This window comes from Marinobacter sp. es.048 (assembly GCF_900188435.1).
Classification (GTDB): Bacteria; Pseudomonadota; Gammaproteobacteria; order Pseudomonadales; family Oleiphilaceae; genus Marinobacter.
Map to the genome: position 1 here is coordinate 1,635,442 of NZ_FYFA01000002.1, position 21,617 is coordinate 1,657,058.

At 60.0% G+C, this 21,617-nt stretch carries 23 protein-coding genes; 17 read left to right on the forward strand and 6 right to left on the reverse strand.

Annotation, left to right across the window (positions count from 1 at the left end):
* Window positions 1-80: 80 nt before the first annotated feature.
* From CFT65_RS19370 to CFT65_RS19380, 3 genes are all read left to right on the forward strand, one after another.
* Window positions 81-272, forward strand: coding sequence for a hypothetical protein (locus CFT65_RS19370; protein WP_228705892.1), 192 nt, complete (start codon window positions 81-83; stop codon window positions 270-272).
* Between the two features lie 207 nt (window positions 273-479).
* Window positions 480-650 carry a hypothetical protein gene (locus CFT65_RS19375; RefSeq protein ID WP_228705893.1) on the forward strand — a complete coding sequence of 57 codons (171 nt, stop codon included), beginning with the start codon at window positions 480-482 and terminating at the stop codon, window positions 648-650.
* A gap of 16 nt (window positions 651-666) precedes the next feature.
* A complete protein-coding gene (locus tag CFT65_RS19380) occupies window positions 667-1,101 on the forward strand; it encodes an EAL domain-containing protein (RefSeq protein ID WP_416376659.1) in 435 nt (144 codons plus the stop codon).
* A gap of 27 nt (window positions 1,102-1,128) precedes the next feature.
* On the opposite strand, the gene argH is transcribed toward CFT65_RS19380, so the two are convergent.
* A complete protein-coding gene (gene argH / locus CFT65_RS18665) occupies window positions 1,129-2,538 on the reverse strand; it encodes an argininosuccinate lyase (protein WP_088829504.1) in 1,410 nt (469 codons plus the stop codon).
* A 119-nt stretch (window positions 2,539-2,657) separates the two neighbouring features.
* Here argH and CFT65_RS18670 point away from each other — a divergent pair, with 119 nt between their 5' ends.
* From CFT65_RS18670 to CFT65_RS18695, 6 genes are all read left to right on the forward strand, one after another.
* Window positions 2,658-3,698, forward strand: a complete 1,041-nt coding sequence (locus tag CFT65_RS18670; protein WP_088829505.1) for a sensor histidine kinase — start codon at window positions 2,658-2,660, stop codon at window positions 3,696-3,698.
* Window positions 3,699-3,727: 29 nt separating this feature from the next.
* Entirely contained in the window at window positions 3,728-4,477 is a 750-nt protein-coding gene (locus tag CFT65_RS18675; RefSeq protein WP_088829506.1) for a LytR/AlgR family response regulator transcription factor, read from the forward strand.
* Between the two features lie 93 nt (window positions 4,478-4,570).
* Complete coding sequence (gene hemC, locus CFT65_RS18680; protein WP_088829507.1) at window positions 4,571-5,512, forward strand: hydroxymethylbilane synthase; 942 nt, start codon at window positions 4,571-4,573, stop codon at window positions 5,510-5,512.
* Window positions 5,493-6,302: a uroporphyrinogen-III synthase gene (locus tag CFT65_RS18685; protein ID WP_088829508.1), complete on the forward strand. Its 810-nt coding sequence runs from the start codon at window positions 5,493-5,495 to the stop codon at window positions 6,300-6,302. Before hemC ends, CFT65_RS18685 begins: the two co-directional genes overlap by 20 nt.
* 8 nt (window positions 6,303-6,310) lie before the next feature.
* A complete protein-coding gene (locus CFT65_RS18690) occupies window positions 6,311-7,429 on the forward strand; it encodes a uroporphyrinogen-III C-methyltransferase (RefSeq protein ID WP_088829509.1) in 1,119 nt (372 codons plus the stop codon).
* A complete protein-coding gene (locus CFT65_RS18695) occupies window positions 7,426-8,667 on the forward strand; it encodes a heme biosynthesis HemY N-terminal domain-containing protein (RefSeq protein ID WP_088829510.1) in 1,242 nt (413 codons plus the stop codon). Before CFT65_RS18690 ends, CFT65_RS18695 begins: the two co-directional genes overlap by 4 nt.
* 1 nt (window position 8,668) lies before the next feature.
* Here CFT65_RS18695 and CFT65_RS18700 read toward each other — a convergent pair whose 3' ends face one another.
* From CFT65_RS18700 to rho, 3 genes are all read right to left on the reverse strand, one after another.
* Window positions 8,669-9,703 (reverse strand): 2Fe-2S iron-sulfur cluster-binding protein, encoded by a 1,035-nt coding sequence (locus CFT65_RS18700; RefSeq protein WP_172408511.1) that lies wholly within the window; start codon window positions 9,701-9,703, stop codon window positions 8,669-8,671.
* Entirely contained in the window at window positions 9,675-11,162 is a 1,488-nt protein-coding gene (gene ubiD, locus CFT65_RS18705; protein WP_088829512.1) for a 4-hydroxy-3-polyprenylbenzoate decarboxylase, read from the reverse strand. Before ubiD ends, CFT65_RS18700 begins: the two co-directional genes overlap by 29 nt.
* Before the next feature lie 246 nt (window positions 11,163-11,408).
* Window positions 11,409-12,671, reverse strand: coding sequence for a transcription termination factor Rho (gene rho, locus CFT65_RS18710; RefSeq protein ID WP_088829513.1), 1,263 nt, complete (start codon window positions 12,669-12,671; stop codon window positions 11,409-11,411).
* A gap of 364 nt (window positions 12,672-13,035) precedes the next feature.
* Here rho and moaB point away from each other — a divergent pair, with 364 nt between their 5' ends.
* From moaB to CFT65_RS18730, 4 genes are read left to right on the forward strand one after another with little or no spacing between them, the layout of a single operon-like run.
* Complete coding sequence (gene moaB, locus CFT65_RS18715) at window positions 13,036-13,608, forward strand: molybdenum cofactor biosynthesis protein B (protein ID WP_088829514.1); 573 nt, start codon at window positions 13,036-13,038, stop codon at window positions 13,606-13,608.
* Window positions 13,609-13,641: 33 nt separating this feature from the next.
* A complete protein-coding gene (gene glp, locus CFT65_RS18720) occupies window positions 13,642-14,856 on the forward strand; it encodes a gephyrin-like molybdotransferase Glp (protein WP_088829515.1) in 1,215 nt (404 codons plus the stop codon).
* Window positions 14,857-14,858: 2 nt separating this feature from the next.
* Window positions 14,859-15,119: a MoaD/ThiS family protein gene (locus CFT65_RS18725; protein ID WP_088829516.1), complete on the forward strand. Its 261-nt coding sequence runs from the start codon at window positions 14,859-14,861 to the stop codon at window positions 15,117-15,119.
* Between the two features lies 1 nt (window position 15,120).
* Window positions 15,121-15,567, forward strand: coding sequence for a molybdenum cofactor biosynthesis protein MoaE (locus CFT65_RS18730; protein WP_088829517.1), 447 nt, complete (start codon window positions 15,121-15,123; stop codon window positions 15,565-15,567).
* A 63-nt stretch (window positions 15,568-15,630) separates the two neighbouring features.
* Here CFT65_RS18730 and trxA read toward each other — a convergent pair whose 3' ends face one another.
* Entirely contained in the window at window positions 15,631-15,957 is a 327-nt protein-coding gene (gene trxA, locus CFT65_RS18735; protein ID WP_008169901.1) for a thioredoxin TrxA, read from the reverse strand.
* 301 nt (window positions 15,958-16,258) lie between these two features.
* Here trxA and ppx point away from each other — a divergent pair, with 301 nt between their 5' ends.
* Window positions 16,259-17,785 (forward strand): exopolyphosphatase, encoded by a 1,527-nt coding sequence (gene ppx / locus CFT65_RS18740; protein ID WP_088829518.1) that lies wholly within the window; start codon window positions 16,259-16,261, stop codon window positions 17,783-17,785.
* A 6-nt stretch (window positions 17,786-17,791) separates the two neighbouring features.
* Here ppx and CFT65_RS18745 read toward each other — a convergent pair whose 3' ends face one another.
* Window positions 17,792-19,735 (reverse strand): ATP-binding cassette domain-containing protein, encoded by a 1,944-nt coding sequence (locus CFT65_RS18745; protein ID WP_088829519.1) that lies wholly within the window; start codon window positions 19,733-19,735, stop codon window positions 17,792-17,794.
* Window positions 19,736-19,781: 46 nt separating this feature from the next.
* On the opposite strand from CFT65_RS18745, the gene CFT65_RS18750 reads away from it, so the two are divergent.
* The 3 genes from CFT65_RS18750 to CFT65_RS18760 all read left to right on the forward strand — a co-directional run bounded on the left by CFT65_RS18750 (window position 19,782) and on the right by CFT65_RS18760 (window position 21,563).
* Window positions 19,782-20,339 (forward strand): TIGR02444 family protein, encoded by a 558-nt coding sequence (locus CFT65_RS18750; RefSeq protein ID WP_088829520.1) that lies wholly within the window; start codon window positions 19,782-19,784, stop codon window positions 20,337-20,339.
* Window positions 20,336-20,722, forward strand: a complete 387-nt coding sequence (locus tag CFT65_RS18755; protein ID WP_088829521.1) for a DUF4124 domain-containing protein — start codon at window positions 20,336-20,338, stop codon at window positions 20,720-20,722. Before CFT65_RS18750 ends, CFT65_RS18755 begins: the two co-directional genes overlap by 4 nt.
* 124 nt (window positions 20,723-20,846) lie before the next feature.
* Window positions 20,847-21,563, forward strand: coding sequence for an FKBP-type peptidyl-prolyl cis-trans isomerase (locus CFT65_RS18760; protein ID WP_088829522.1), 717 nt, complete (start codon window positions 20,847-20,849; stop codon window positions 21,561-21,563).
* Window positions 21,564-21,617 lie beyond the last annotated feature (54 nt).

Here is a 21,617-nt window from a genome sequence, read left to right on the forward strand (position 1 = left end):
ATCAGTATGAGTATGATGTCGGCATCGTGGCAAAACCTTTAAAAAAATAAAAGCTGCAGGACACGCGAGGCTCACCCGCTGTGAAAGAATTCATCATTCGCCGCTACCGTTCGGACCAGTCCGCGACCTCCGGGCGCCAGACCGTTTTACGCATCGACGATGAAGGAAAAGTACTGTTCGCTGACCACCAGGCCGAGGCGGTGCTTGGCTATGAGAGCAGCCGAGAGCAGTGCCGGTTTCGGGATCTGGGAACTGGATACCCGCACGAATGAAATGACCTGGACCGAGGGAATGTTCCAGCTTCTCGAGCTGAGACCGGGCGCCGAAATCACTCCCGAACAGGCGCTTTTCTACTGCCAGACCGGCCAGGCCAGGGTCCGGGCCATGTTCCGCCGCTGCCTCCGAACCGGAGAAGCATTTTCCCTCAATCTCGATATCGTTACCTCGCAGCGATCACCAGCGCCACCTCCGATCTGGTTGTGGCGGTCGATCTCTCGTTCAACCTGCTCCACTTCAATGACGCCTGGGCCAGACAGTTTGCCGAAACCTTTGGCGGGCGCCCTGAGGCAGGCGACAACCTGAGCGACCTGCTTAAGGAGTTCCCGAACGAACGCAGGCTGATGGAACGGCTCTGGCAGCGGCACCTGTGACCGCTACCTCAGGGAGCTGGCCGGCAACCTCGGCGTGCGCGTCCGGCAGCGTGATGCCCTCGCCACCCAGTATCCCGACGACGTGGCCGTGCTGTGCGATGCCCTGCATCGGGCAGGCTTCCGCGGCGCCCTGGACGGTGCCGGCGCATCGGTGGAAAGCTATAGTCTGGCGGCGAGATTACCAGTGGATATCATCAAACTGGACCGGAGAATGGTTCAGCAGCTGGAGGAGGACCCGGTGCAGCAGGTGATGCTGGAAGCACTGCATCGGATTGCCGAGGCCGCCGGCAAAGTGACGGTGGCCACATTTATCGAAAGCGATGATGCCCTTCGCAAGGTCCGGACTCTGGGCATTCATTACGGACAGGGCTACCGGCTATGCCGACCTGAGCCACTGGACGAACTTACGCCGGCGGCGGTGGACCTAGCTACGGGGCGAATCGGCGGTTAACCGTTTCGCCCCGCTGAGTGCGCCTGCTCAACCCAGCTGGTTGCGGGCCCGACCGACCGCCGCACGCACCTGATCCGGCGCTGTGCCACCAAGATGATCACGGGCCTGGACCGAACCTTCCAGGGTCAGCACATCGAAAACATCGGCGCCGATATGATCGGAGAACTGCTGCAGCTCTTCGAGGGTCATATCAGACAGGTCACGACCTTCAGCCACACCGAACGCCACGGACTTGCCCACGATCTCGTGGGCGTCCCGGAAAGGCACGCCTTTCTTGACCAGGTAATCCGCCAGATCGGTAGCGGTCGAGAAACCGCGCTTGGCTGCCACTCTCATATTATCGGCCTTGGAGCGAATGGCCGGAATCATGTCGGCATAGGCCTTCAGACAGCCCTTGATGGTATCGACCGTGTCGAACAGTGGTTCCTTGTCTTCCTGGTTGTCCTTGTTGTAGGCCAGCGGCTGGCTTTTCATCAGGGTCAGCAGGCTGATCAGGTGGCCATTGACACGACCGGTCTTGCCCCGGACCAGTTCCGGCACGTCGGGGTTCTTTTTCTGGGGCATGATGGACGAGCCGGTGCAGAACCGGTCCGGCAGATCAATGAAGTCGAACTGGGCGGAGGTCCAGAGCACAAGCTCCTCGCTGAACCGTGACAGATGCGTCATCAGCAGCGCCGCAAAGCTGCAGAACTCGATGGCAAAATCCCGGTCGCTGACGGAGTCCAGACTGTTCTCACTGGGCCGGTCGAAGCCCAGCAGTCGGGCGGTCATTGCCCGATCAATGGGATAGGTAGTGCCGGCCAGCGCAGCCGCGCCCAGGGGCATCACGTTCACCCGCTTGCGGCAATCCTGCAGACGTTCGGCATCCCGGACCAGCATTTCGTACCAGGCCAGCAAGTGGTGCCCGAAGGTGACCGGCTGGGCGGTTTGGAGATGGGTGAAGCCGGGCATGATGGTATCCGCCTCGCGCTCGGCCAGGTCCAGCAGGCCTGCTTGCAGGCGCTTCAGTTCCTCGGCAATGACATCGATTTCGTCCCGCAGGTACAGACGGATATCGGTAGCCACTTGGTCATTGCGGCTACGGCCGGTGTGCAGTTTCTTGCCGGTGATGCCGATACGGTCGGTCAGACGCGCCTCGATGTTCATGTGCACGTCTTCAAGGCTGACAGACCACTGGAAATTGCCGGCCTCGATGTCCGCCTTGACCTCTTTCAGGCCTTCGATGATCTGGTCCCGCTCTTCGTTGGTAAGCACGCCAACCTCGCTCAGCATGGTGGCATGGGCAATGGAACCGGTGATGTCGTGATGGTACAGGCGCTGGTCAAATCCCACAGATGCGGTAAATTTTTCAACAAAGGCATCGGTGGGTTCACTGAAGCGCCCGCCCCAGGGTTTTTCAGAGCTTGTGGTCTGGTCAGACTTTTTCTGATCCGTCATGGTCTATCTTTCCTGCTGACAGCCCGGCATCATCTGGCGGGAACTGGGTACATTGAACGTGGCGGGAGTATACCATTCTGACCCGGGTAAAGGAGACACCCCGTAACGGGGACAAAAGTGTGACAGAGAGCGAGTTCTTCGTTCCGGACCTGTGCCGGGTGAGGGCCGTGTTCCTGTTGCTGGTCACCAGTGAACTGCTGGTTCTGGTGCTTGCCATAGTGCAGGCGGAGCGGGGCTGGATCGACTGGAATTACTTCGGGCTACTGTCGCTGTTCGTGCAGTGGACCACCCTCACCAGTGCCGCCCTGATCTGCCTTTTGCGCACCCGGCTTGCACGGATGTCCGTCTCCGATGCGACAACCACCATCGTCGCCATTGTGCTGCTGGATGTGCTCGCCTTCAGCCTGTTTGCAGATAGCGTTCTGCACCCCCAGGACGGCGTGGCTGTCTGGCAGGGCGTGGCCAAGAAAATGCTGCTGGCATTGCTGATCGTACTGATGGTGCTGCGCTATTTTTACCTGCAGCACCAGTGGCAACAGCAGCGGGAAGCGGAAATGCAGGCGCATCTGGCATCACTCCAGGCCCGCATTCAGCCGCACTTCCTGTTCAACAGCATGAACACCATTGCCAGCCTGATTGCCATCAATCCGGAACGGGCCGAGGAGGCCGTTCTGGATCTTTCGGAACTGTTTCGCGCCAGCCTTCGCACCGGCGACCAGCTGATCCCGCTGTCCCGGGAACTGGAACTGTGCCAGCGCTACCTGGCCATAGAAGCACTGCGCCTGGGCGATCGTCTGCAGCTGGAATGGCAGATTGAAGAAGGCCTCCAGCAACAGGCAATCCCGCCACTCACGCTGCAGCCCCTGGTGGAGAATGCCATTTACCACGGCATCCAGCCACGCCCGGAAGGCGGCACGGTAAGGATCGAGGCCCAGGCCAAAGGCGAGTTCGTCTACCTGCTGGTACAGAACCCGAAGCCGGACCAGAATAACCAGCAACACGACGGCAACCGAATGGCGCTAGCCAACATTCAGTCACGGCTACGGGCGCTTTTCGGTGAGCCGGCGGTGCTCAAACACAGCCACCAGCACAATGTATACACGGTCACCCTGCGACTGCCGCGACGGAAGGCCGGCGAGCAGAGAGCCCGGAAACGATAAATCCCTGACCAACGGAACCGAGACAAGACATGACTGATACCCGCAGTGTCCTGATCGCCGATGACGAACCCCTGGCGCGGGAACGCATCCGCCGGTTGGTGGAGGCGCTTCCGGGGTATCTGGTTTGTGGCGAGGCTGCAGACGGAGACAGCTCTTTGCAACAGGTGGCGGAACTCGAGCCAGACATCCTGCTACTGGATATCCGCATGCCGGGCATGGACGGCATGGAGGCTGCCAGCCGACTGAGCCAGCTGGCCAATCCGCCCGCCCTGATTTTCTGTACCGCCTACGACCATTACGCCATCCAGGCATTCGACGTGCAGGCCATCGCCTACTTGCTCAAGCCGGTACGCAAGGAGGCACTGGCTGACGCCCTGGCACGGGCGGGCAGGGTAAACCGGGTACAGTTGCAGACTCTGAACGGACAGACCGGCCAGAGCCAGGAGCAACTGGCCGTGCGCACCCATCGCGGCACCGAGCTCATCGATCTGTCGGAAATCCTCTACTGCGAGGCGGATCAGAAATACGTCACCATCCATCACGCTCGGGGCGAAACCGTGTGTGACTATACCCTGAAGGAACTGGAGAACAGCTACCCGACCATCCTGCTCAGGATCCATCGGAACACCCTGGCGGGTGTGCGTTTTATCCAGGGACTGAAACGGACGCCGGATGGCCACAATCTGGTCGTTCTGAAGGACGGTCGGGGCGAGCTTCCGGTTAGCCGCCGCCATGCCAGCAACGTTCGCCAGTGGCTTCACGAGCACCAGCCAGGCTGAGTCCGTAGCGCTCCCAAACTTGGTAGCCGCGGGACTTTTTTGCCGCCACAAGGTAACCTTGGCGGACATTTTTTTGAACCGACAGTGAGTGTCATGTCCAAACGTACCCTTCGCATTGCAACCCGCAGCAGCGCACTGGCGCTGTGGCAGGCGGAATTTATCAAGGCCGAACTGGAAAGGCTGCACGACAACATCACCGTGGAACTGGTCAAGATCAAGACCCAGGGTGACAAGATCCTGGACGTGCCTCTGGCCAAAATCGGCGGCAAGGGCCTGTTCGTCAAGGAACTGGAAGAAGCCATGCTGGACGGCCGGGCCGACCTGGCCGTCCACTCCATGAAAGACGTGCCCATGGAATTCCCGGAAGGACTGGGACTGGTGGCGATCTGCGAGCGGGAGGACCCGACCGATGCCTTCGTCAGCAATCATTACGACAACGTTGACGCCCTCCCCCACGGTGCCGTGGTCGGCACTGCCAGCCTGCGCCGGGAGGCCCAGCTGAGGGCCTACCGCCCGGACCTCGAAATCCGCGTGCTGCGCGGCAACGTCAACACACGACTGGCCAAGCTCGACGCCGGCGAATACGAAGCCATAGTGCTGGCCAGCTCCGGCTTGAAGCGCCTGGGCTTTCACGAACGCATCCGCTACTGCCTGCCGGATAAAATTTCGCTTCCGGCGGTCGGCCAGGGCGCCCTGGGTATCGAGTGCCGGGTGGATGACCACGATCTCCTGGCCATGCTGGAACCTCTGGACCACAAGGACTCCTCGGATCGCGTCAAGGCCGAACGGGCGCTGAACCGTCGTCTCGAGGGTGGCTGCCAAGTGCCGATCGCGGCCTATGCCCTGCTTGAGGATGATGACATGCTCTGGCTGAGAGGCCTGGTGGGCGCTGTCGATGGCACCCGGATCTTTCGGGTGGAAGGCCGCGCGCCAAGGGCTGAAGGCGAACGCCTGGGCCGGGAACTTGCCGAGGATCTGCTGGCTCTCGGTGCCGACAAGGTGCTGGCTGAAATCTATGGCCACACACCAACCTGAGCCTGACCTGAACGGCCGGCGGATCCTGATCTGCCGGCCCGAACCCGAGGCCTCCCGGCTTGCCAGCCGGTTTCGTTCAGCCGGTGCCGATGTCTATATTCTGCCACTGATTGACCGGGAACCTCTGCCGGAAACGCCCGAGCGCCGCACGCTCATCCTGAGTCTGGATGAATTCTCCCATGTGATCGCGGTCAGTCCATTCGCCGCCCGCCTTCTGTTGGAGGAAGTAGACACCTGGTGGCCCCAGGTTCCGATGGGTATCCGCTGGTATGGCGTTGGCGCCGGCACAACAGCAGTGCTTGCGGAACACGGTCTCAGCCCACGCAGACCGCCCGAAGGCTGGACCAGCGAGGCACTCCTGGCGCTGCCCTCATTACAACAGCTGGAAGGCGAACGGGTTCTGCTCGCCCGTGGTGAAACCGGACGCGAACTGATCCGGGAAACACTCGAATCCCGGGGCGCCCGTGTCACCCTCCTGCCCCTGTATCGCCGCTTTCGCCCGGACCACGCCCCAGAGCAGATCCAGGCCACCCTCGACACCTTTGCTCCGGAGGCCATCGTCGCCCTGTCTGGAGAAACCTTGAACAATCTCATCGCACTATGTGCGAATAGCGGCCATAATCTATACGATAGGTTATTGATTGTTCCCGCAGATCGGGTTGCCGAACAGGCCCGGGCAGCGGGATTCAAAAATCCGTGTATACCAGGAAGCCTTGCCGATAACGACATCGTGGCCACGGTTGCAGCGCAACTTGCCGGCCGGGACGGTGGCTCCGGAAAAGCCAAGTAAGGACGCCCGTGACAGACACTACGAATCAACTGCCCGCAACCGTTTCCAAGGAACCGTCGGCCCGCCAGAAGCTCTGGCCGGTATGGCTGGTCGCCATTCTAGCCCTGATCATCGCGCTTGCCCTGGCCCTCTGGAGCTGGCAACAGTGGAACAACCACCAGGCCGTCATGCAGACGCTCGAGGGTCTGCAACAGGACACCGCCCAGCTGGAAGATCTTTATGGTGACCGCGGCAGCCAACAGAGCCAGCGCCTGCAATCCCTGGAGCAGAAGCTGGCGAGCCAGCGTGAGCTGATTGCCACCCAACAGCGCCAGATCGACCACAATGCCCGTGAACTGTTGGAAGCCGGAAATCGCACACGTACCGACTGGTTGCTGGCAGAGGCGGAATACCTGCTGCGCATTGCCAACCAGCGGCTGATGATCGAAAAAGACATTCGCGGCGCCATGTCGGCCCTGGAAGCGGCCGATGAAGTATTGGCCGAATCCGACGACATCGGCGTTTACCCGGTTCGCCAGCAGCTGGCCCGCGAAATTCTGGCGCTCAAGGGTCTTACCGGCGTGGACCGCACCGGCCTCTACCTGAAACTGGAAGCGGCGATCGACAGCATTCATCAGCTCACCGACCAGGCCCTGATCAGCGAAAACGCGCCCGGTTTTGTCGTAAATACCGGGGCAGAGGAAGACGCCGACAGCGAGCCTGGCGCCATTGCACAGGCCTGGAACAAGGTGAAATCAACCCTGATGCAGGTGGTGGTTGTGCGTCGCATGGACGAGCCTGTAAAGCCGCTGCTGTCCCCCGACCAGAGCGCCTATGCCCGACTCAACCTCCAGCTGATGCTGGAAGAGGCCGAGATGGCGGTATTGCGGGGCAATCAGCCTCTGTATGAGCGAGCCCTTACCAAGGCCCGAACCACCATTGACGACTGGTACAACGCAAGCAACCCCCGGGTCACCGCCCTGAGCGACACCCTGGCCGAGCTGGCACAGAAAAACGTGGATCCGGAGCTGCCGGATATCAGTCAGTCTCTGGGCCTGCTCAAGGAACGGCTGGCCGGACGCCTCAATGCCAACAATGGAAATGGCGAGGATAACGCCGGTGGCGGTAATGGGGGCGACGATTCATGATTCGTCTGTTACTGATCATCCTGCTGGCACTGCTGATTGGCACCGGTCTGTCCCTCGGGTTGCAATATGATCTGGGCTACATCCGGATCAGCCTTGGCCATTACCTGATTGAAACCAACTTCTGGGTGGGCCTGGGCGTTATCCTTGCCCTGATCATCCTGACAGTCCTGACCATCAACCTTATCCGCAGACTCAGAACCAGCACCGGCCTGGTGGCGGGCTGGATTGCCCGGGGCAATGAACGCCGCGCCCGGCGTCGGACCACACAGGGTTTGCTGTCGCTGGCCGAGGGCAACTGGCCCAGAGCCCGCAAACTGCTGACATCCTCCGCCAGCCATGCCGACACGCCCCTGATCAATTATCTCGCTGCGGCCCAGGCATCGTTCGAGTCCGGTGATCATGAGGCTGTGGACGAATTGCTGCGCAAGGCCTTCGACAGCACCCCGGGCTCTGACATGGCGGTGGGCATAACCCAGGCGCAGCTGCAACTGGCCGGCAACCGACTGGAGCAGGCTCTGGCCACCCTGATTCGCCTGCGCAAGCAGTCGCCTCACCATCCTTTTGTACTAAAGCTTTTGAAAAGCACCTACCTGCGGCTGGAAGACTGGCGGGAATTGTCCAGACTGTTGCCCGAGCTGCGCAAGCGCAGCGTGCTGCCCGAAGCGGAACTCAACGATCTTGAACGGCAGGTCTGGCATAACCTGTTGGAGCGGGCCGCAGAAGACTGCCGACGCCAGCAGAAACAGGATCCCGAAGCGTCGCTGGAACCGCTCACCCGGCTCTGGGATGAACTCCCGGGATTCCTGCGCCGCGACGAATACACCATTCGCGATTACGCCCGCCTGCTCGCAGGCCTTGGCGACGAGGTACAGACCGAAACCCTGTTGCGCAAGGTACTGCGCAACCACTGGAGTGATGAGCTGATCAACCTCTACGGACGGGTGAAGGGCCAGAAGCCGGATGAACAATTGCTGCTGGCCGAACAGTGGCTCAAGGACCGGCCGAATAACCCCGAGCTCCTGCTGGCCCTGGGCCGACTGAGCCTTCGCAACGAACTCTGGGGCAAGGCCCGGGAATATTTCGAAACCAGCCTCCGGCTGAAACGCAGCCGGGAGGCATTGGCAGAGCTGAGCCGCCTGAATGCCCATATGGGCGAGGAAGAGGCCAGCGTCAAACTGCTGATGCAGGGGCTGGCCAAGGATAACGGGCTGCCGGAACTGCCGATGCCGAGGGCCTGATTCAGGTCCTTGGTGCGTACTCCAGCACGTCGGAGAAGAACGCCTGCTCGGGCAGGCCCGCATCTACCAGGGCATCCATCAGGGTATACACCATGGTGGGCGAACCGCTGGCATGGACTTCCACATTGTTCCAGTCCATACCGGAAGCAAGAACCGCACGAACCAGCTGGTCGTGATGGCCAGCCCAGTCATTATCCTCGTCATCCCCCACCACCGGCAGGAACGTGAAACGCGGCCATTCGTCCTGCCACTGCTGTGCCAGGGCGCGAAGGTACATGTCCTCGTGCCGACGCACCCCCCAGTACAACTTCACCGCCTGATCATAGGACGTTTCCCGGAGGTAATCCACCAGGCTTTTCATCTGGGCAAAGCCGGTGCCGGCAGCCACCAGCAACAGCGGTTTCGTTGGTGCTGATGCCAGACACGCCTTGCCATGGGGCAGCTCCAGCGTCACTTCCCCACCGGACGTCAGGGCATCAATGACTTTCTGCGCAGAGACCCACTCGGGGGTCGCCTGGATATGCAACTCGATGTTCTGGGCCGATGGGCTGCTGGCGATGGAAAAGTAACAGGGGTCAGCATCAGGCAGATTGACCGACAGATATTGTCCGGCATGAAACGACAGCTCCCGACGCCGCGGAAGCTGCAGCTCAACGCGATAGACATCGTGACTGATGGACCTTACGTCCACGACCTTTGCCTGAAACTTGCCAGGCTGATTGTTTCCAGCTGCCATAACGGCGGATATCTCCAGTTCCAGGTCCGTGAGCGCGATGCTTCGGCACATCATCAAACGCTCGCCGACCCCTATAGTCTGTTGGTTTCGGGTATTAAGCGCGGCCCCCTTGAGTAATCGGGCCTCGCAGATTTCACATACCCCGTTCCGGCAGGCCGCCGGCACAGCAATGCCGGCCCTCGCGGCAGCGCCGAGCAGGTCTGCCTGCGACGCCGCAGTGAAGGCGACACCAGACGGCCAAAGCCACACCGCCCTGGGTTCACTGCCCCTATCAGTCGGGGCGGGATGCCGGACTTTCAATGCCGAGGGTATCCCACATCTCGTCGACACGCTTTTTTACGTCGTCGGTCATGGCGATCGGCTCACCCCATTCCCGGGTGGTCTCACCCGGCCACTTGTTGGTGGCATCCATGCCCATCTTGGACCCAAGGCCGGAGACCGGAGAGGCGAAGTCCAGATAATCAATAGGCGTATTCTCCACCAACGTGGTATCCCGCGTAGGATCCATCCGGGTGGTGATCGCCCATATCACGTCTTCCCAGTTGCGGGCATTCACGTCGTCATCCGTGACAATCACAAACTTTGTGTACATGAATTGCCGCAGGAACGACCATACCCCCATCATTACCCGTTTGGCATGGCCCGGGTACTGTTTCTTCATGGTCACCACTGCAAGGCGATAGGAACAGCCTTCCGGTGGCAGGTAAAAATCCACGATCTCCGGGAACTGCTTCTGCAGAATCGGAATAAAGACTTCGTTAAGAGCCACCCCGAGAATCGCCGGCTCATCAGGCGGACGGCCGGTGTAGGTACTATGATAAATCGGGTCCCGGCGATGAGTGACCCGTTCTACGGTGAACACCGGGAAGTGGTCCACTTCGTTGTAATAGCCGGTGTGATCACCGAACGGCCCTTCCGGTGCCATGTCATCAGGATAGATAAAGCCTTCCAGCACGATCTCGGCGCTCGCCGGCACCTGCAGATCACTAAGGCCTGCCTTGACCAACTCGGTCCGGCTGCCGCGAAGCAGCCCGGCAAAGGCGTATTCCGACAACGTATCAGGCACCGGCGTTACCGCCCCGAGAATGGTCGCCGGATCGGCGCCCAGCGCCACAGCAACCGGATAGGGCTGGCCCGGATTCGCTTTCTGGAACTCCTGGAAATCCAGGGCACCACCGCGATGACTCAGCCAGCGCATGATCAGACGGTTGCGGCCGATAACCTGCTGCCGGTAGATACCCAGGTTCTGGCGCTCTTTATGAGGCCCGCGGGTAATCACCAGTGGCCAGGTTACCAGCGGCCCGGCATCGCCAGGCCAGCAGTGCTGCACCGGAATCTGGTACAGATCCACCTGATCCTTTTCGATCACGACATCCTGGCAGGGCGCGGAACGCAGTACCTTGGGACTCATGCGCATCACCTGCCGGAACAGCGGCAGCTTTTCGATGGCATCCCGGAAACCCTTGGGGGGATCCGGCTCCTTCAGAAACGCCAGCAGCTTACCGATATCCCGGAGCGCAGTGACGTTATCCTGCCCCATACCCAGAGCCACCCGTTTCGGTGTCCCGAACAGGTTGGCCAGCACCGGCATATCGTGGCCCTTGGGGTTTTCAAACAACAACGCAGGACCACCTGCCCGCAGTGTACGGTCGCAGATTTCGGTCATTTCGAGATCGGGGTCGACTTCTACGCTGATTCGTTTTAGCTCACCCAGCTTCTCCAGCTGGTCAATGAAGTCTCGCAGGTCGTTGTATTTCATCGGTTACTCCGTTCAGATATGCCAGTACTACGGAGATCGGTGGTCGCTGGACTGCTTTCAAGGCAGTTGGAACAGGATGCGCGCACTTGGCCAGAACGGCGGAGCCGTGGAGAACCTCCCAGAACCGTGCATTGCCAGGGATGGCAATGCCGAGCCCCCAGGGATGGGTTCACGGCGTGTCCGGGGAGGTTCTCCCCGGCTCTGCCCGCCCCCAAACCAGAGGCGCTAGTCCTGGCTAGAGATAGATCAACGACGCTTCATGGACTGGAAGAACTCGTCGTTGGTCTTGGTGTCCCTGAGCTTGTCCAGCAGAAACTCGATGGCGGCGGTGTCGTCGTCCATGGAATGCAGGAGCTTGCGCAGGATCCAGACCCGCTGGATATCCGCCTCGCTCATCAGCAGATCCTCACGACGCGTGCCGGAGCTTCGGATGTTGATGGCCGGATAGGTCCGCTTCTCGGCAATCTTGCGATCCAGATGGATCTCCATGTTGCCGGTGCCCTTGAACTCCTCGTAGATAACCTCGTCCATCTTGGAACCGGTGTTGACCAGCGCCGTGGCAAGGATGGTCAGGCTTCCGCCTTCTTCCACGTTACGGGCGGCACCGAAGAAGCGCTTGGGTTTTTCCAGGGCGTGGGCGTCAACACCACCGGTCAGGACCTTGCCGGAGGACGGAATCACAGTGTTGTAGGCGCGAGCAAGACGGGTGATGGAATCCAGCAGGATAACCACGTCCTTCTTGTGCTCGACCAGACGCTTGGCCTTTTCAATCACCATTTCGGCCACTTGGACGTGACGGGCCGGCGGCTCGTCAAAGGTGGAGGCGATGACTTCGCCGCGCACGGTGCGCTGCATCTCGGTCACTTCCTCTGGCCGCTCGTCAATCAGCAGTACCATGACATGGCACTCTGGATTATTACGGGTGATGGACTGGGCGATGCTCTGCATCAGCAGTGTCTTACCGGCCTTGGGCGGGGAAACGATAAGCCCACGCTGGCCTTTGCCGATGGGCGCCACCAGGTCCAGGACCCGGGAGGAGAGGTCCTCGGTACTGCCGTTACCGGCCTCGAGCATCAGACGCTCGTCCGGGAACAGCGGTGTGAGGTTCTCGAAGAGAATCTTGTTTCGGGCGTTATCCGGCTTGTCGAAATTGATCTCGCTGACCTTCAACAAGGCAAAGTAGCGCTCACCGTCTTTGGGCGGGCGAATCTTGCCGGCAACCGTGTCGCCCGTGCGCAGGTTGAAACGGCGGATCTGACTCGGAGAGACATAGATGTCGTCAGGCCCTGCCAGGTAGGAGGCGTCAGCGGAACGGAGGAAGCCGAAGCCGTCCTGCAGAATTTCCAGTACGCCGTCGCCGTAGATGTCTTCGCCGCTTTTTGCGTGTCTCTTCAGGATGGTGAAGATCACATCCTGTTTGCGCGAACGAGCCAGGTTATCGAGGCCCATCTCTTGCGCAATATCGAGCAATTCGGGCACGGATTTCTGCTTGAGTTCAGTAAGATTCATAGTTTGTTGGATTTTCAGGAATGGAAGTAAACGAGTATTGGAATGACAGGGGTGCCCCTGAACGTATTGATCGTAAAAAAACGCTGAACTTGGTGCTGGCCAGTTGGAGCAACCGGTGTAGATGGAGTCCGGAATTAAGGTACTGAAGCCAGAGAGTGGGAACAACCGTTCGCCGGGCAAGAGCGATCATCGGCCACCTGACTGGCGAATGTCAAGTGCACTGCACAAATTAACAGCAATTTCACGCCAAATCGGCCACAACCGGCCTTTGGCGCCTCCCCCTGATGGGTTACTCCCTTCCATTAAAAGCCCGTGATGGCGATACTGGCGTATAACAACTTTTCAACGATTCTGGAGCCCATCCATGAGCAGTGTACCCAGTACCGAAATGAAACCCCTGAACCTTGCCCTGCTGACCGTCTCCGATACCCGTGGGCCTGAACAGGACACGTCCGGGCAGTTTCTGGAGGACAGCGTGGTCGAAGCCGGCCACAACCTGGTCGCCCGCCGGATCCTGCCTGACGATGTCTATCTGGTGCGGGCGCTGATGTCCAACTGGATCGCCGACTCGGAAGTGCACGCAGTGATCATTACCGGTGGTACCGGCCTGCTTGAACGGGACAGCACACCGGAGGCAATCAGGCCTTTGCTGGATAAAACCATTGAAGGCTTTGGTGAGGAATTCCGTCGCCTGTCCGCCGCTGAGATTGGATCCTCCACGGTCCAGTCGCGGGCGATGGCGGGCATGGCGAACCATACCGTGATTTTCTGCCTGCCCGGCTCGACCGGCGCCTGTCGTACCGGCTGGAACGGCATCCTCCTCAGTCAGTTGGACAGCCGGCATACGCCGTGCAATTTCTCGGGGCTGGTCTTGCGCAAACCCGAGAAGCCTATGCCGCGGCTTAACGAAGTCATTGGACAGCGCGCCAAGCGCTGAGGCAGAAGACATACCGATCGGAGTTCAGATTTCATGGCCAAGCCAAACCTCATGCCCCTGGAAGAGGCCCTGGATCACCTGTTGTCGGAAGCGCCGGTGGTCACCAGGGTTGAAACCCTAGCCCTGGCCGATTCCCTGGGCCGCGTCCTCGCTGAGAATCACTATGTACCGGCTGACGTACCGCCGGCAGATAACAGTGCAGTGGACGGATACGCCCTGCGCAAACAGGATCTGCATGGCGACCAGCCCATACCGGTCTCGGCGCGGATTCCGGCCGGTGAGGCGCCAAAGCCCCTGGAGCCCGGCACTGCCGCGCGCATTTTTACCGGCTCGGAGATTCCCGAGGGTGCCGACTCGGTGGTCATGCAGGAGCGGATTGAGCTGACGGACGCCGGCATTCTTGTCCAGGCAGAGGTGGACGAAGGTCAGAATGTTCGCCGCCGGGGCCAGGATCTGACCCGGGGCGACCTGGCTTTGTCAAAAGGCACACAGGTGCGCCCCAACGAAATGGGATTACTGGCTTCCATGGGCGTTGCCCGGGTTGCCGTTCTGGCGCGGCTTAAAGTCGCCATCCTTTCAACAGGCGACGAGTTGGTAGACCCCGGCGCGCCCCTCGGGCCGGGACAGATCTATAACAGCAATCGTTTTACCCTGATGGGGCTACTCACCGAGGCCGGCTGCGACGTCGTGCTGTGCGAGACGCTGAGGGACAAACGCGAGGCTACCCGCGAAACGCTGCTACGTGCGGCGGAGTCCGCCGATCTGGTTATCACCAGCGGGGGCGTATCCGTGGGTGAGGAAGACCACGTGCGCGCGGTGCTGGAGGAATCCGGCGGTCTGTCGCTCTGGAAAATGGCGATCAAACCCGGGAAGCCCGTTGCTTTTGGCTCGATCGGCGGCACGCCTGTGCTGGGATTACCCGGTAACCCGGGGTCTGTACTGGTCACTCTTATGATGGTGGGCATGCCGTATATCCGGAAACGCCAGGGGCGGAACCCTAAAACGCTTTCCGGCGAGCGGATACCGGCAGACTTTGCCATTGCCTCGCCGTCGATACGCCGGGAGTTTGTCAGGGCCCGGAAAGAAACTCGGGGATCAGAGCCGGTGGTAGCCGCATACCCCAATCAGAGCTCCGGCATCCTGAGCTCTACTTGTTGGGCGGACGGTCTGGCCGTGGTACCCGAAAATACCACGGTAAACCCCGGCGACCTGCTAACCTACTATTCGTTTGCGGAACTGTTGAGCTGACCATGAGTGATAACACGATTACGGTACGTTTCTTTGCCCGGCTTCGCGAGGAGCTGAAAACCGACCTGCTGGCTATCGACGCCAGGCCCGGTCTGACTGCAGGCGATGTGCTGGCAGAACTGGCTCAGCAGGGCGGGCCCTGGAGCCAGCTGCAGGGCGATCAGCCCGTGATGATCGCGATCAACCAGGCCATGGCGAAACCGGGTTCCGAGGTAAAAGCCGGCGATGAGCTGGCTTTTTTCCCACCGGTAACCGGAGGTTGAGATGATTTCGGTCCAGTCTGATGATTTTGATGTTGCCACCGAATACGCCGCTCTCCGTGACAGCGATGCTGGCACAGGTGCCATTGCGACGTTTACCGGTCTGGTAAGGGACAGTGGTGATCTGCAGGGTGTTACGGGGCTTTACCTGGAACATTATCCCGGGATGACGGAACAGGTAATCCAGGGGCTTATTGACGACGCCTCAATGCGCTGGGATGTGCGCAAGGCCCGGGTGATTCACCGGGTGGGGCGGCTGGCACTGTGCGACCAGATTGTATTCGTGGGGATTTGCAGTGCCCACCGTGGAGATGCCTTTGCGGCATGCGAGTTCATCATGGATGCTCTGAAGACCTCAGCACCCTTCTGGAAGAAGGAAATTGCGTCGGATGGAGAGCACTGGGTAGAGCAGAAAGAATCGGATCTGACGCGATCCCAAGGCTGGAAGTAACCGGCCATAAAAAACCGCCCGTGAACCTCGGTTCAGGGGCGGCTTCTGGTGACCCGTCAGCGATCAAAGATTGCTGTCCAGGAAGGCCGCCAGCTGGGATTTGGAGAGTGCGCCGACTTTGGTGGCGTCCACATTGCCGTTCTTGAACAGCATCAGAGTGGGGATGCCACGGATGTTGAACTTCGGCGGGGTCTGCTCGTTTTCGTCAATGTTGAGCTTGCAGACTTTCAGTTTGCCGTCGTATTCGTCGGCAATCTCTTCAAGCACCGGCGCAATCATCTTGCAGGGACCGCACCACTCGGCCCAGTAGTCCACCAGTACGGGGACGTCGGACTGCAGAACATCCTGCTCAAAAGAAGCGTCGGTTACATTTACGATATTTCCGCTCATTACCTTTTCCTGATTCATGCACTACTGCTGCACAACGGCATATCCCGGGGAATTACCCGACCGGGCACAGGTGCTGTTGACTGTTGCTGAAGGTTGCCCAAGTTTGCAGACAACCTTTCACCCAAATCACTGTAAGACATACTTTACGCGATTGATCAGCCGGATGTGAAGCGGTAGATCCACTACCATGGGTCGATCCATGCCTGACCCCGGCCAGATACCGGGTTTTCCGGTTACTGACAGGCCTGAGGGATTTCGCTTATAGTACCCCGCACGTTCACATCAAAAGGATTCCGACCACGTGACGGCCGCATCCACCGCCGAAAAAGCTGTATCCGCACCCGAGGTGCTGGCAGCCATCGACATGGGCTCGAACAGCTTCCACATGGTGGTTGCCCGACTAGTGCATGGGGAAATCCGGACCCTCGAGAAGATGGGAGAAAAAGTTCAGCTTGGTGCCGGACTGGATCAGTACAATCGACTGACCGAAGATGCCCAGGAACGCGCCCTGGCCTGCTTGGGCCGGTTCGCCCAGCGGCTGAAGGGGATGCCTCCGGAGGCGGTGCAAATTGTCGGCACCAACGCGCTTCGGGTCGCCCGCAACGCCCATCAGTTCATGGCGCGGGCCGAGGAGGTTCTGGGCTATCCGGTGGAGATCATTGCCGGTCGGGAGGAAGCTCGCCTGATCTACCTGGGTGTCTCCCACACCCTGTCTGACGACATCGGCCGTCGGCTGGTAATCGATATCGGCGGGGGCAGCACCGAGTTCATCATCGGCCAGCGGTTCGAACCCCAGGAGCTTGAGAGCCTGCACATGGGCTGCGTATCGTTCCGGAACCGGTATTTCCCGGACGGCAAGATCACCAAGCGGCAGATGGACAAGGCTGTGACGCACGCCGAGCAGGAACTGCTTAATATCCGCCAGCACTACCGTTCTGTGGGCTGGCAGAGCGCGGTTGGCTCATCCGGCTCGATCAAGGCCATCGCCAGCATACTGGCGACCCTGAAAATCACCGACGGCACCATTACCCTCGCCGCCATGCAGGAGCTTCGCAAGCGCCTGGTGGATATGGGCAAAACGGAGAAACTGGGGGACCTGGGTGTACGTTCGGATCGCCAGAGCATCTTCCCGGCGGGGTTTGCCATCCTGATGGGGGCATTCCAGTCTCTGGGCATCCGGGATATGTCGTTCGCCGACGGCGCCCTCCGCGAAGGCCTGCTTTACGACATTGTCGGGCGTATCCAGCACGAGGATGTGCGCGAGCGAACCATATCCGCCCTGCAGGAGCGTTACCATGTAGATCAGGAACACGGTGCCGCCGTAGAGGAAACTGCCGTGGCCGCCTGGCAGCAGGTGGCCGATGCATGGGGCCTGAACACAGCAACTGATGAAGAAGTCCTGCGCTGGGCCTGCCGGCTGCACGAGATCGGCCTGACCATTTCCCATAGCCAGTATCACAAGCACGGTGCCTACCTGTTGCGCTACTCGGACCTGCCCGGCTTCTCCCAACAGTTCCAGCGGGACCTTGCCACACTGGTGCGTGGCCACCGACGCAAGTTTGCCTCTGCGATCTTTGAAGGGCTGGACCCGGAAGACATCGCAAGGCTTCGTTACCTTTGTGTACTGGTGCGCCTGGCCGTTCTGATTCAACACCCCCGCAATATGGAAACACCTCCGGCCTTCACGCTGACTGCGCACAAGGACAAGCTGAGGCTGGAGTTTCCATCAGGCTGGCTGGATGACAGGCCACTGACCCTGGCCGACCTGGAAAACGAGCGGGACTATCTCGCCAAACAGGATTTTGTTCTGGAGCTGAACGCGGGCTGACCGCGTTCAGCCGGCCAGCTCTGCCTCCAGCGATTCCACTTCTTCACTGACCTCAAGCCACTGTGCCTCCACCTCTCCGAGGCGGGCGGTTGCAGTAGCCTGCTCACCCAACAGCTCTTTAAGGCGCGCCTTGCCACTGTCGTCGTAAAGGCCCGGGTCGGACAGCTGCTCTTCCAGAGCTGACAGCTTCTGTTGAAGCTGATCCATTTCCTTTTCCAGCGCACTCTGCCTCTTACGATAGGGACTGAGCTTCTGACGAAGTGCGGCCTCGACCCGCTTGCGCGCCTTCCGATCCTCGGCACTCTCACCCACCGCCTCGGCAATCTCTTCGACAGCCTGCTGCCCGGCTGGCATTCGTTTTGGTGCTTCCGTGTCGTCTTTCCGACGGTCCGCCAGCCAACGCTCGTAATCCTCCAGGTCGCCCTGATATTCCGTTACCCGGCCGTCATTGACCAGCCAGAACTCGTCCACCGTATTTCTCAGCAGATGCCGGTCGTGTGAGACCACCACAATGGCACCTTCAAAGTTCTGCAGCGCCATAGTCAGAGCCTGGCGCATTTCCAGGTCCAGATGGTTAGTCGGTTCGTCCAGCAGGAGCAGGTTCGGTTTTTGCCAGGCAATCACAGCCAACGCCACCCGGGCCTTTTCGCCACCGGAAAACGATCGGATAGCGCTCAGGGCTTCATCACCATGAAAATCAAAGCCACCCAGGAAGTTCCGGATACTCTGTTCTGAAGCCTTTGGGGACAGACGCTGAAGATGCAGGAAAGGGCTGGCATCCAGATCCAGCGACTCCAGCTGATGCTGGGCAAAATAGCCGATAGCCAGATGCTCGCCACAGGTGCGATCCCCGGACAACAAAGTGCCCTCGCCCCTAAGCGCATCCATCAGCGTGGACTTGCCGGCGCCATTGGGGCCCAGCAGGCCAATCCGGCTGCCGGGCAGCAGGGTCAGGTTAATTCCTTCGAGGATTGGGGTACTGCCGTGGCCGGCCTTGCCATTGCGGATCGATAACAGGGGATTGGAGACCTTTTCAGCCACCGGGAATTCAAAACTGAAGGGCGAATCAATATGGGCCGGAGCAATGCGCTCCATTCGCTCCAGCGCCTTGACGCGGCTCTGGGCCTGCCGGGCCTTGGTGGCCTTGGCCTTGAATCGGTCGATGAAGCGCTGGATTTCGGCGATCCTGGCCTGCTGGCGCTCGAAACCGGCCTGCTGCTGGGCCAGACGCTCACTCCGCTGCCCTTCAAAGGCTGAGTAATTACCCGTATACAGCTCCAGATTTCGCCGGTCGAAGTGCACCACATGGGTGGCGACCCGATCCATGAAATCACGGTCGTGAGAGATAAACAGCAGAGTCCCGGGGTAGCGGCGCAGCCAGTTCTCGAGCCACAGACAGGCATCCAGATCCAGGTGATTGGTGGGTTCATCCAGAAGCAGCAGATCGGAAGGTCGCATCAGAGCCTGGGCCAGGTTCAGCCGGATCCGCCAGCCACCGGAAAACGCCGACACCGGGCGGTCGGCATCTTCGTCAGTGAATCCCAGCCCCCGCAGCAAAGCCTCGGCCCTGCGGGCTGCAGACCAGGCCTCGTGCACATCCAGTTCCCCGTGTATTCGGGCAATAGCATGGTCATCACCGGCGCTTTCCGCCGTTGCAAGCTCCGCTTCCAGGCGACGCAAATCCAGATCGCCATCAAGGACAAAATCCCGGGCGCTACGGTTGGTCGCTTCGATTTCCTGCGCCATATGGGCAATCCGGCAACCACCGGGCAGGGAGACCGCGCCCTGCTCCGGCGCCAACTGGCCCAGCAAGAGCTGGAAAAGACTGGATTTGCCGGCACCATTGGCACCCACGATAGCGACACGCTGACCGGGTTGCACCGTCAGGCTGACGGATTCTAGCAACCAGAGGCCGCCCCGTTGTAAACTGAGATCGGTTATCGTTAACATGTTTTCATTTTATCAACGTAAAGTGTTCAGGGAAGGCACAGCGCCTATGTCGGTCGGCTCGGCTACCATCCCGGATTTTTCGACACCGCCGCTGGAATTGCCAGCCGATATGGAACCGGAGAACCCGCTCTGGCGTTTTGCATTGGCGTTCTGGAAACGTCCGGGCGTTCAGAACAGCTGCCTGGCGCTGCAGAATCAGGGCTGGAGCGTGACACGGATTCTCAGTGCCGCCTGGCTTGCACTCTCTGGCAGGGTCTTCGCAGGGGTCGAGGACGCTACCGTAACAGAGTGGCGCAACCGTGTAACCGTTGCGCTGCGCAGTGCGAGAAAATCGCTGCCCGGCAACGCCGACAACTGTCAAAAGCTTCGCTCCGGCATCGCGGGCCTGGAGCTTGAAGCCGAACAGATCGAACTGGCCCTGAGCTGGCGAACGCTAATGACCAACAACCCGGAACACGCTGACATGCAGGGACGCGACACGCTGATCATCAACAATCTGTTTGCGGCGGCACCGACCTCATCGATTGAGGACAGTGCCAGGCCCCTGCTGAATACACTGGCCGATACCCTGGCCCACTTTCCAAAGGGAGACCACCAGCCATGATGATGAAATGGCTAATACGGCTCTCATTTCCGGCTCTCGGATTGCTGTTATTGCTCATCTTCTTCGGTCTGAACGATCCCGAGCAGGTATCCGAACCAGTGGCAGAAGAGGAACAACCGGAAATTCCCGCTTTCGAAGGGCTGGTGCCCTCACCCATTCCCACCGAGGGGCCCGAGATTGTGTTCAAATGGCAAGATACCGACGGCAACTGGCACTATGCTGACCAGCCGCCCGAACAGGGCCGCTGGAACACCCTTGCCATAGAACGGCGTGACAAGGCCTTTCCGCGCCTTCAGCCCCAGGAACCGGAAACAGATTGGCGATCACCCTACAATGCCCCTTTCTCTCTGGGACCGTCCTCTGCCGGCACCAACGGCAGCTGAGTTAACGCGTCCGTTTTCTTAACACATGTTCAGTGGCATCTGACGCCAGAACCCGTTACCTTCTGCGTTCTGACAAACACATCGCGGGGCCCTGCCCCGAGCACCGACGTTAAAGGACAATGCAATGAAGAAAACGCTCCTTGCACTGGCAGTGACTGGCCTCGTTGCCGGCTGTTCCACACCGCCCGAAGCCCCGGAACAACCGAAACTGGAATCTACCGACCAGAAGGTCAGCTATGGCATGGGCCTGGTTCTGGGTGAGCGCATGGGTAACGACCTGCCGAACCTGCAAATGGACCAGTTCCTCCAGGGCATCCAGCATGGCCACGCCGGCGATGATGAAGCCAAGCGCATGAGCCGCGAAGAAATCCAGCAGGCCCTGATGACATATCAGCAGCAGCTGCAGGAAGAGCAGGGCAAGCAGATGGAAGAACTGGCCCAGAAGAACCTGGATGCCGGCGAAGCCTTCCTTGCAGAGAACGCAGAGCGTGAAGGTGTGGAAACCACCGAATCCGGCCTGCAGTACGAAGTGCTTGAGCAAGGTGACGGCGAAAAGCCGGCAGCAACCGACACCGTTCAGGTGCATTACACCGGTGAACTGCTGTCAGGTGAGGTATTTGACAGCTCCCGCGAGCGCGGCGAGCCGGTAACCTTCGCCCTGAACCAGGTGATTCCCGGCTGGACCGAAGGCCTGCAGCTGATGAGTGAGGGTGCCCGTTACAAGCTCTACATTCCATCCGACCTGGCTTATGGCCCGGGTGGTAACCGGGCGATCGGACCAAACGAGACCCTGGTGTTTGATGTCGAACTGCTCAAAATCAACCCTGGCTCTGGCGACTGAGCCCGAGCCGGCCGCAGCGAGTTTTGGCGCGGCCACAAAAAAGCCCCAGTCCGG

Excerpts from the sequence above, each read along its gene's own strand:
- argH (WP_088829504.1), bottom strand. The coding sequence starts at position 2,538 with ATGACGGATCAGAAAAAGTCTGACCAGACCACAAGCTCTGAAAAACCC.
- CFT65_RS18675 (WP_088829506.1), top strand. The coding sequence starts at position 3,728 with ATGACTGATACCCGCAGTGTCCTGATCGCCGATGACGAACCCCTGGCG.
- hemC (WP_088829507.1), top strand. The coding sequence starts at position 4,571 with ATGTCCAAACGTACCCTTCGCATTGCAACCCGCAGCAGCGCACTGGCG.
- CFT65_RS18685 (WP_088829508.1), top strand. The coding sequence starts at position 5,493 with ATGGCCACACACCAACCTGAGCCTGACCTGAACGGCCGGCGGATCCTG.
- CFT65_RS18695 (WP_088829510.1), top strand. The coding sequence starts at position 7,426 with ATGATTCGTCTGTTACTGATCATCCTGCTGGCACTGCTGATTGGCACC.
- ubiD (WP_088829512.1), bottom strand. The coding sequence starts at position 11,162 with ATGAAATACAACGACCTGCGAGACTTCATTGACCAGCTGGAGAAGCTG.
- rho (WP_088829513.1), bottom strand. The coding sequence starts at position 12,671 with ATGAATCTTACTGAACTCAAGCAGAAATCCGTGCCCGAATTGCTCGAT.
- moaB (WP_088829514.1), top strand. The coding sequence starts at position 13,036 with ATGAGCAGTGTACCCAGTACCGAAATGAAACCCCTGAACCTTGCCCTG.
- glp (WP_088829515.1), top strand. The coding sequence starts at position 13,642 with ATGGCCAAGCCAAACCTCATGCCCCTGGAAGAGGCCCTGGATCACCTG.
- CFT65_RS18725 (WP_088829516.1), top strand. The coding sequence starts at position 14,859 with ATGAGTGATAACACGATTACGGTACGTTTCTTTGCCCGGCTTCGCGAG.
- CFT65_RS18730 (WP_088829517.1), top strand. The coding sequence starts at position 15,121 with ATGATTTCGGTCCAGTCTGATGATTTTGATGTTGCCACCGAATACGCC.
- trxA (WP_008169901.1), bottom strand. The coding sequence starts at position 15,957 with ATGAGCGGAAATATCGTAAATGTAACCGACGCTTCTTTTGAGCAGGAT.
- CFT65_RS18745 (WP_088829519.1), bottom strand. The coding sequence starts at position 19,735 with ATGTTAACGATAACCGATCTCAGTTTACAACGGGGCGGCCTCTGGTTG.
- CFT65_RS18750 (WP_088829520.1), top strand. The coding sequence starts at position 19,782 with ATGTCGGTCGGCTCGGCTACCATCCCGGATTTTTCGACACCGCCGCTG.
- CFT65_RS18755 (WP_088829521.1), top strand. The coding sequence starts at position 20,336 with ATGATGATGAAATGGCTAATACGGCTCTCATTTCCGGCTCTCGGATTG.
- CFT65_RS18760 (WP_088829522.1), top strand. The coding sequence starts at position 20,847 with ATGAAGAAAACGCTCCTTGCACTGGCAGTGACTGGCCTCGTTGCCGGC.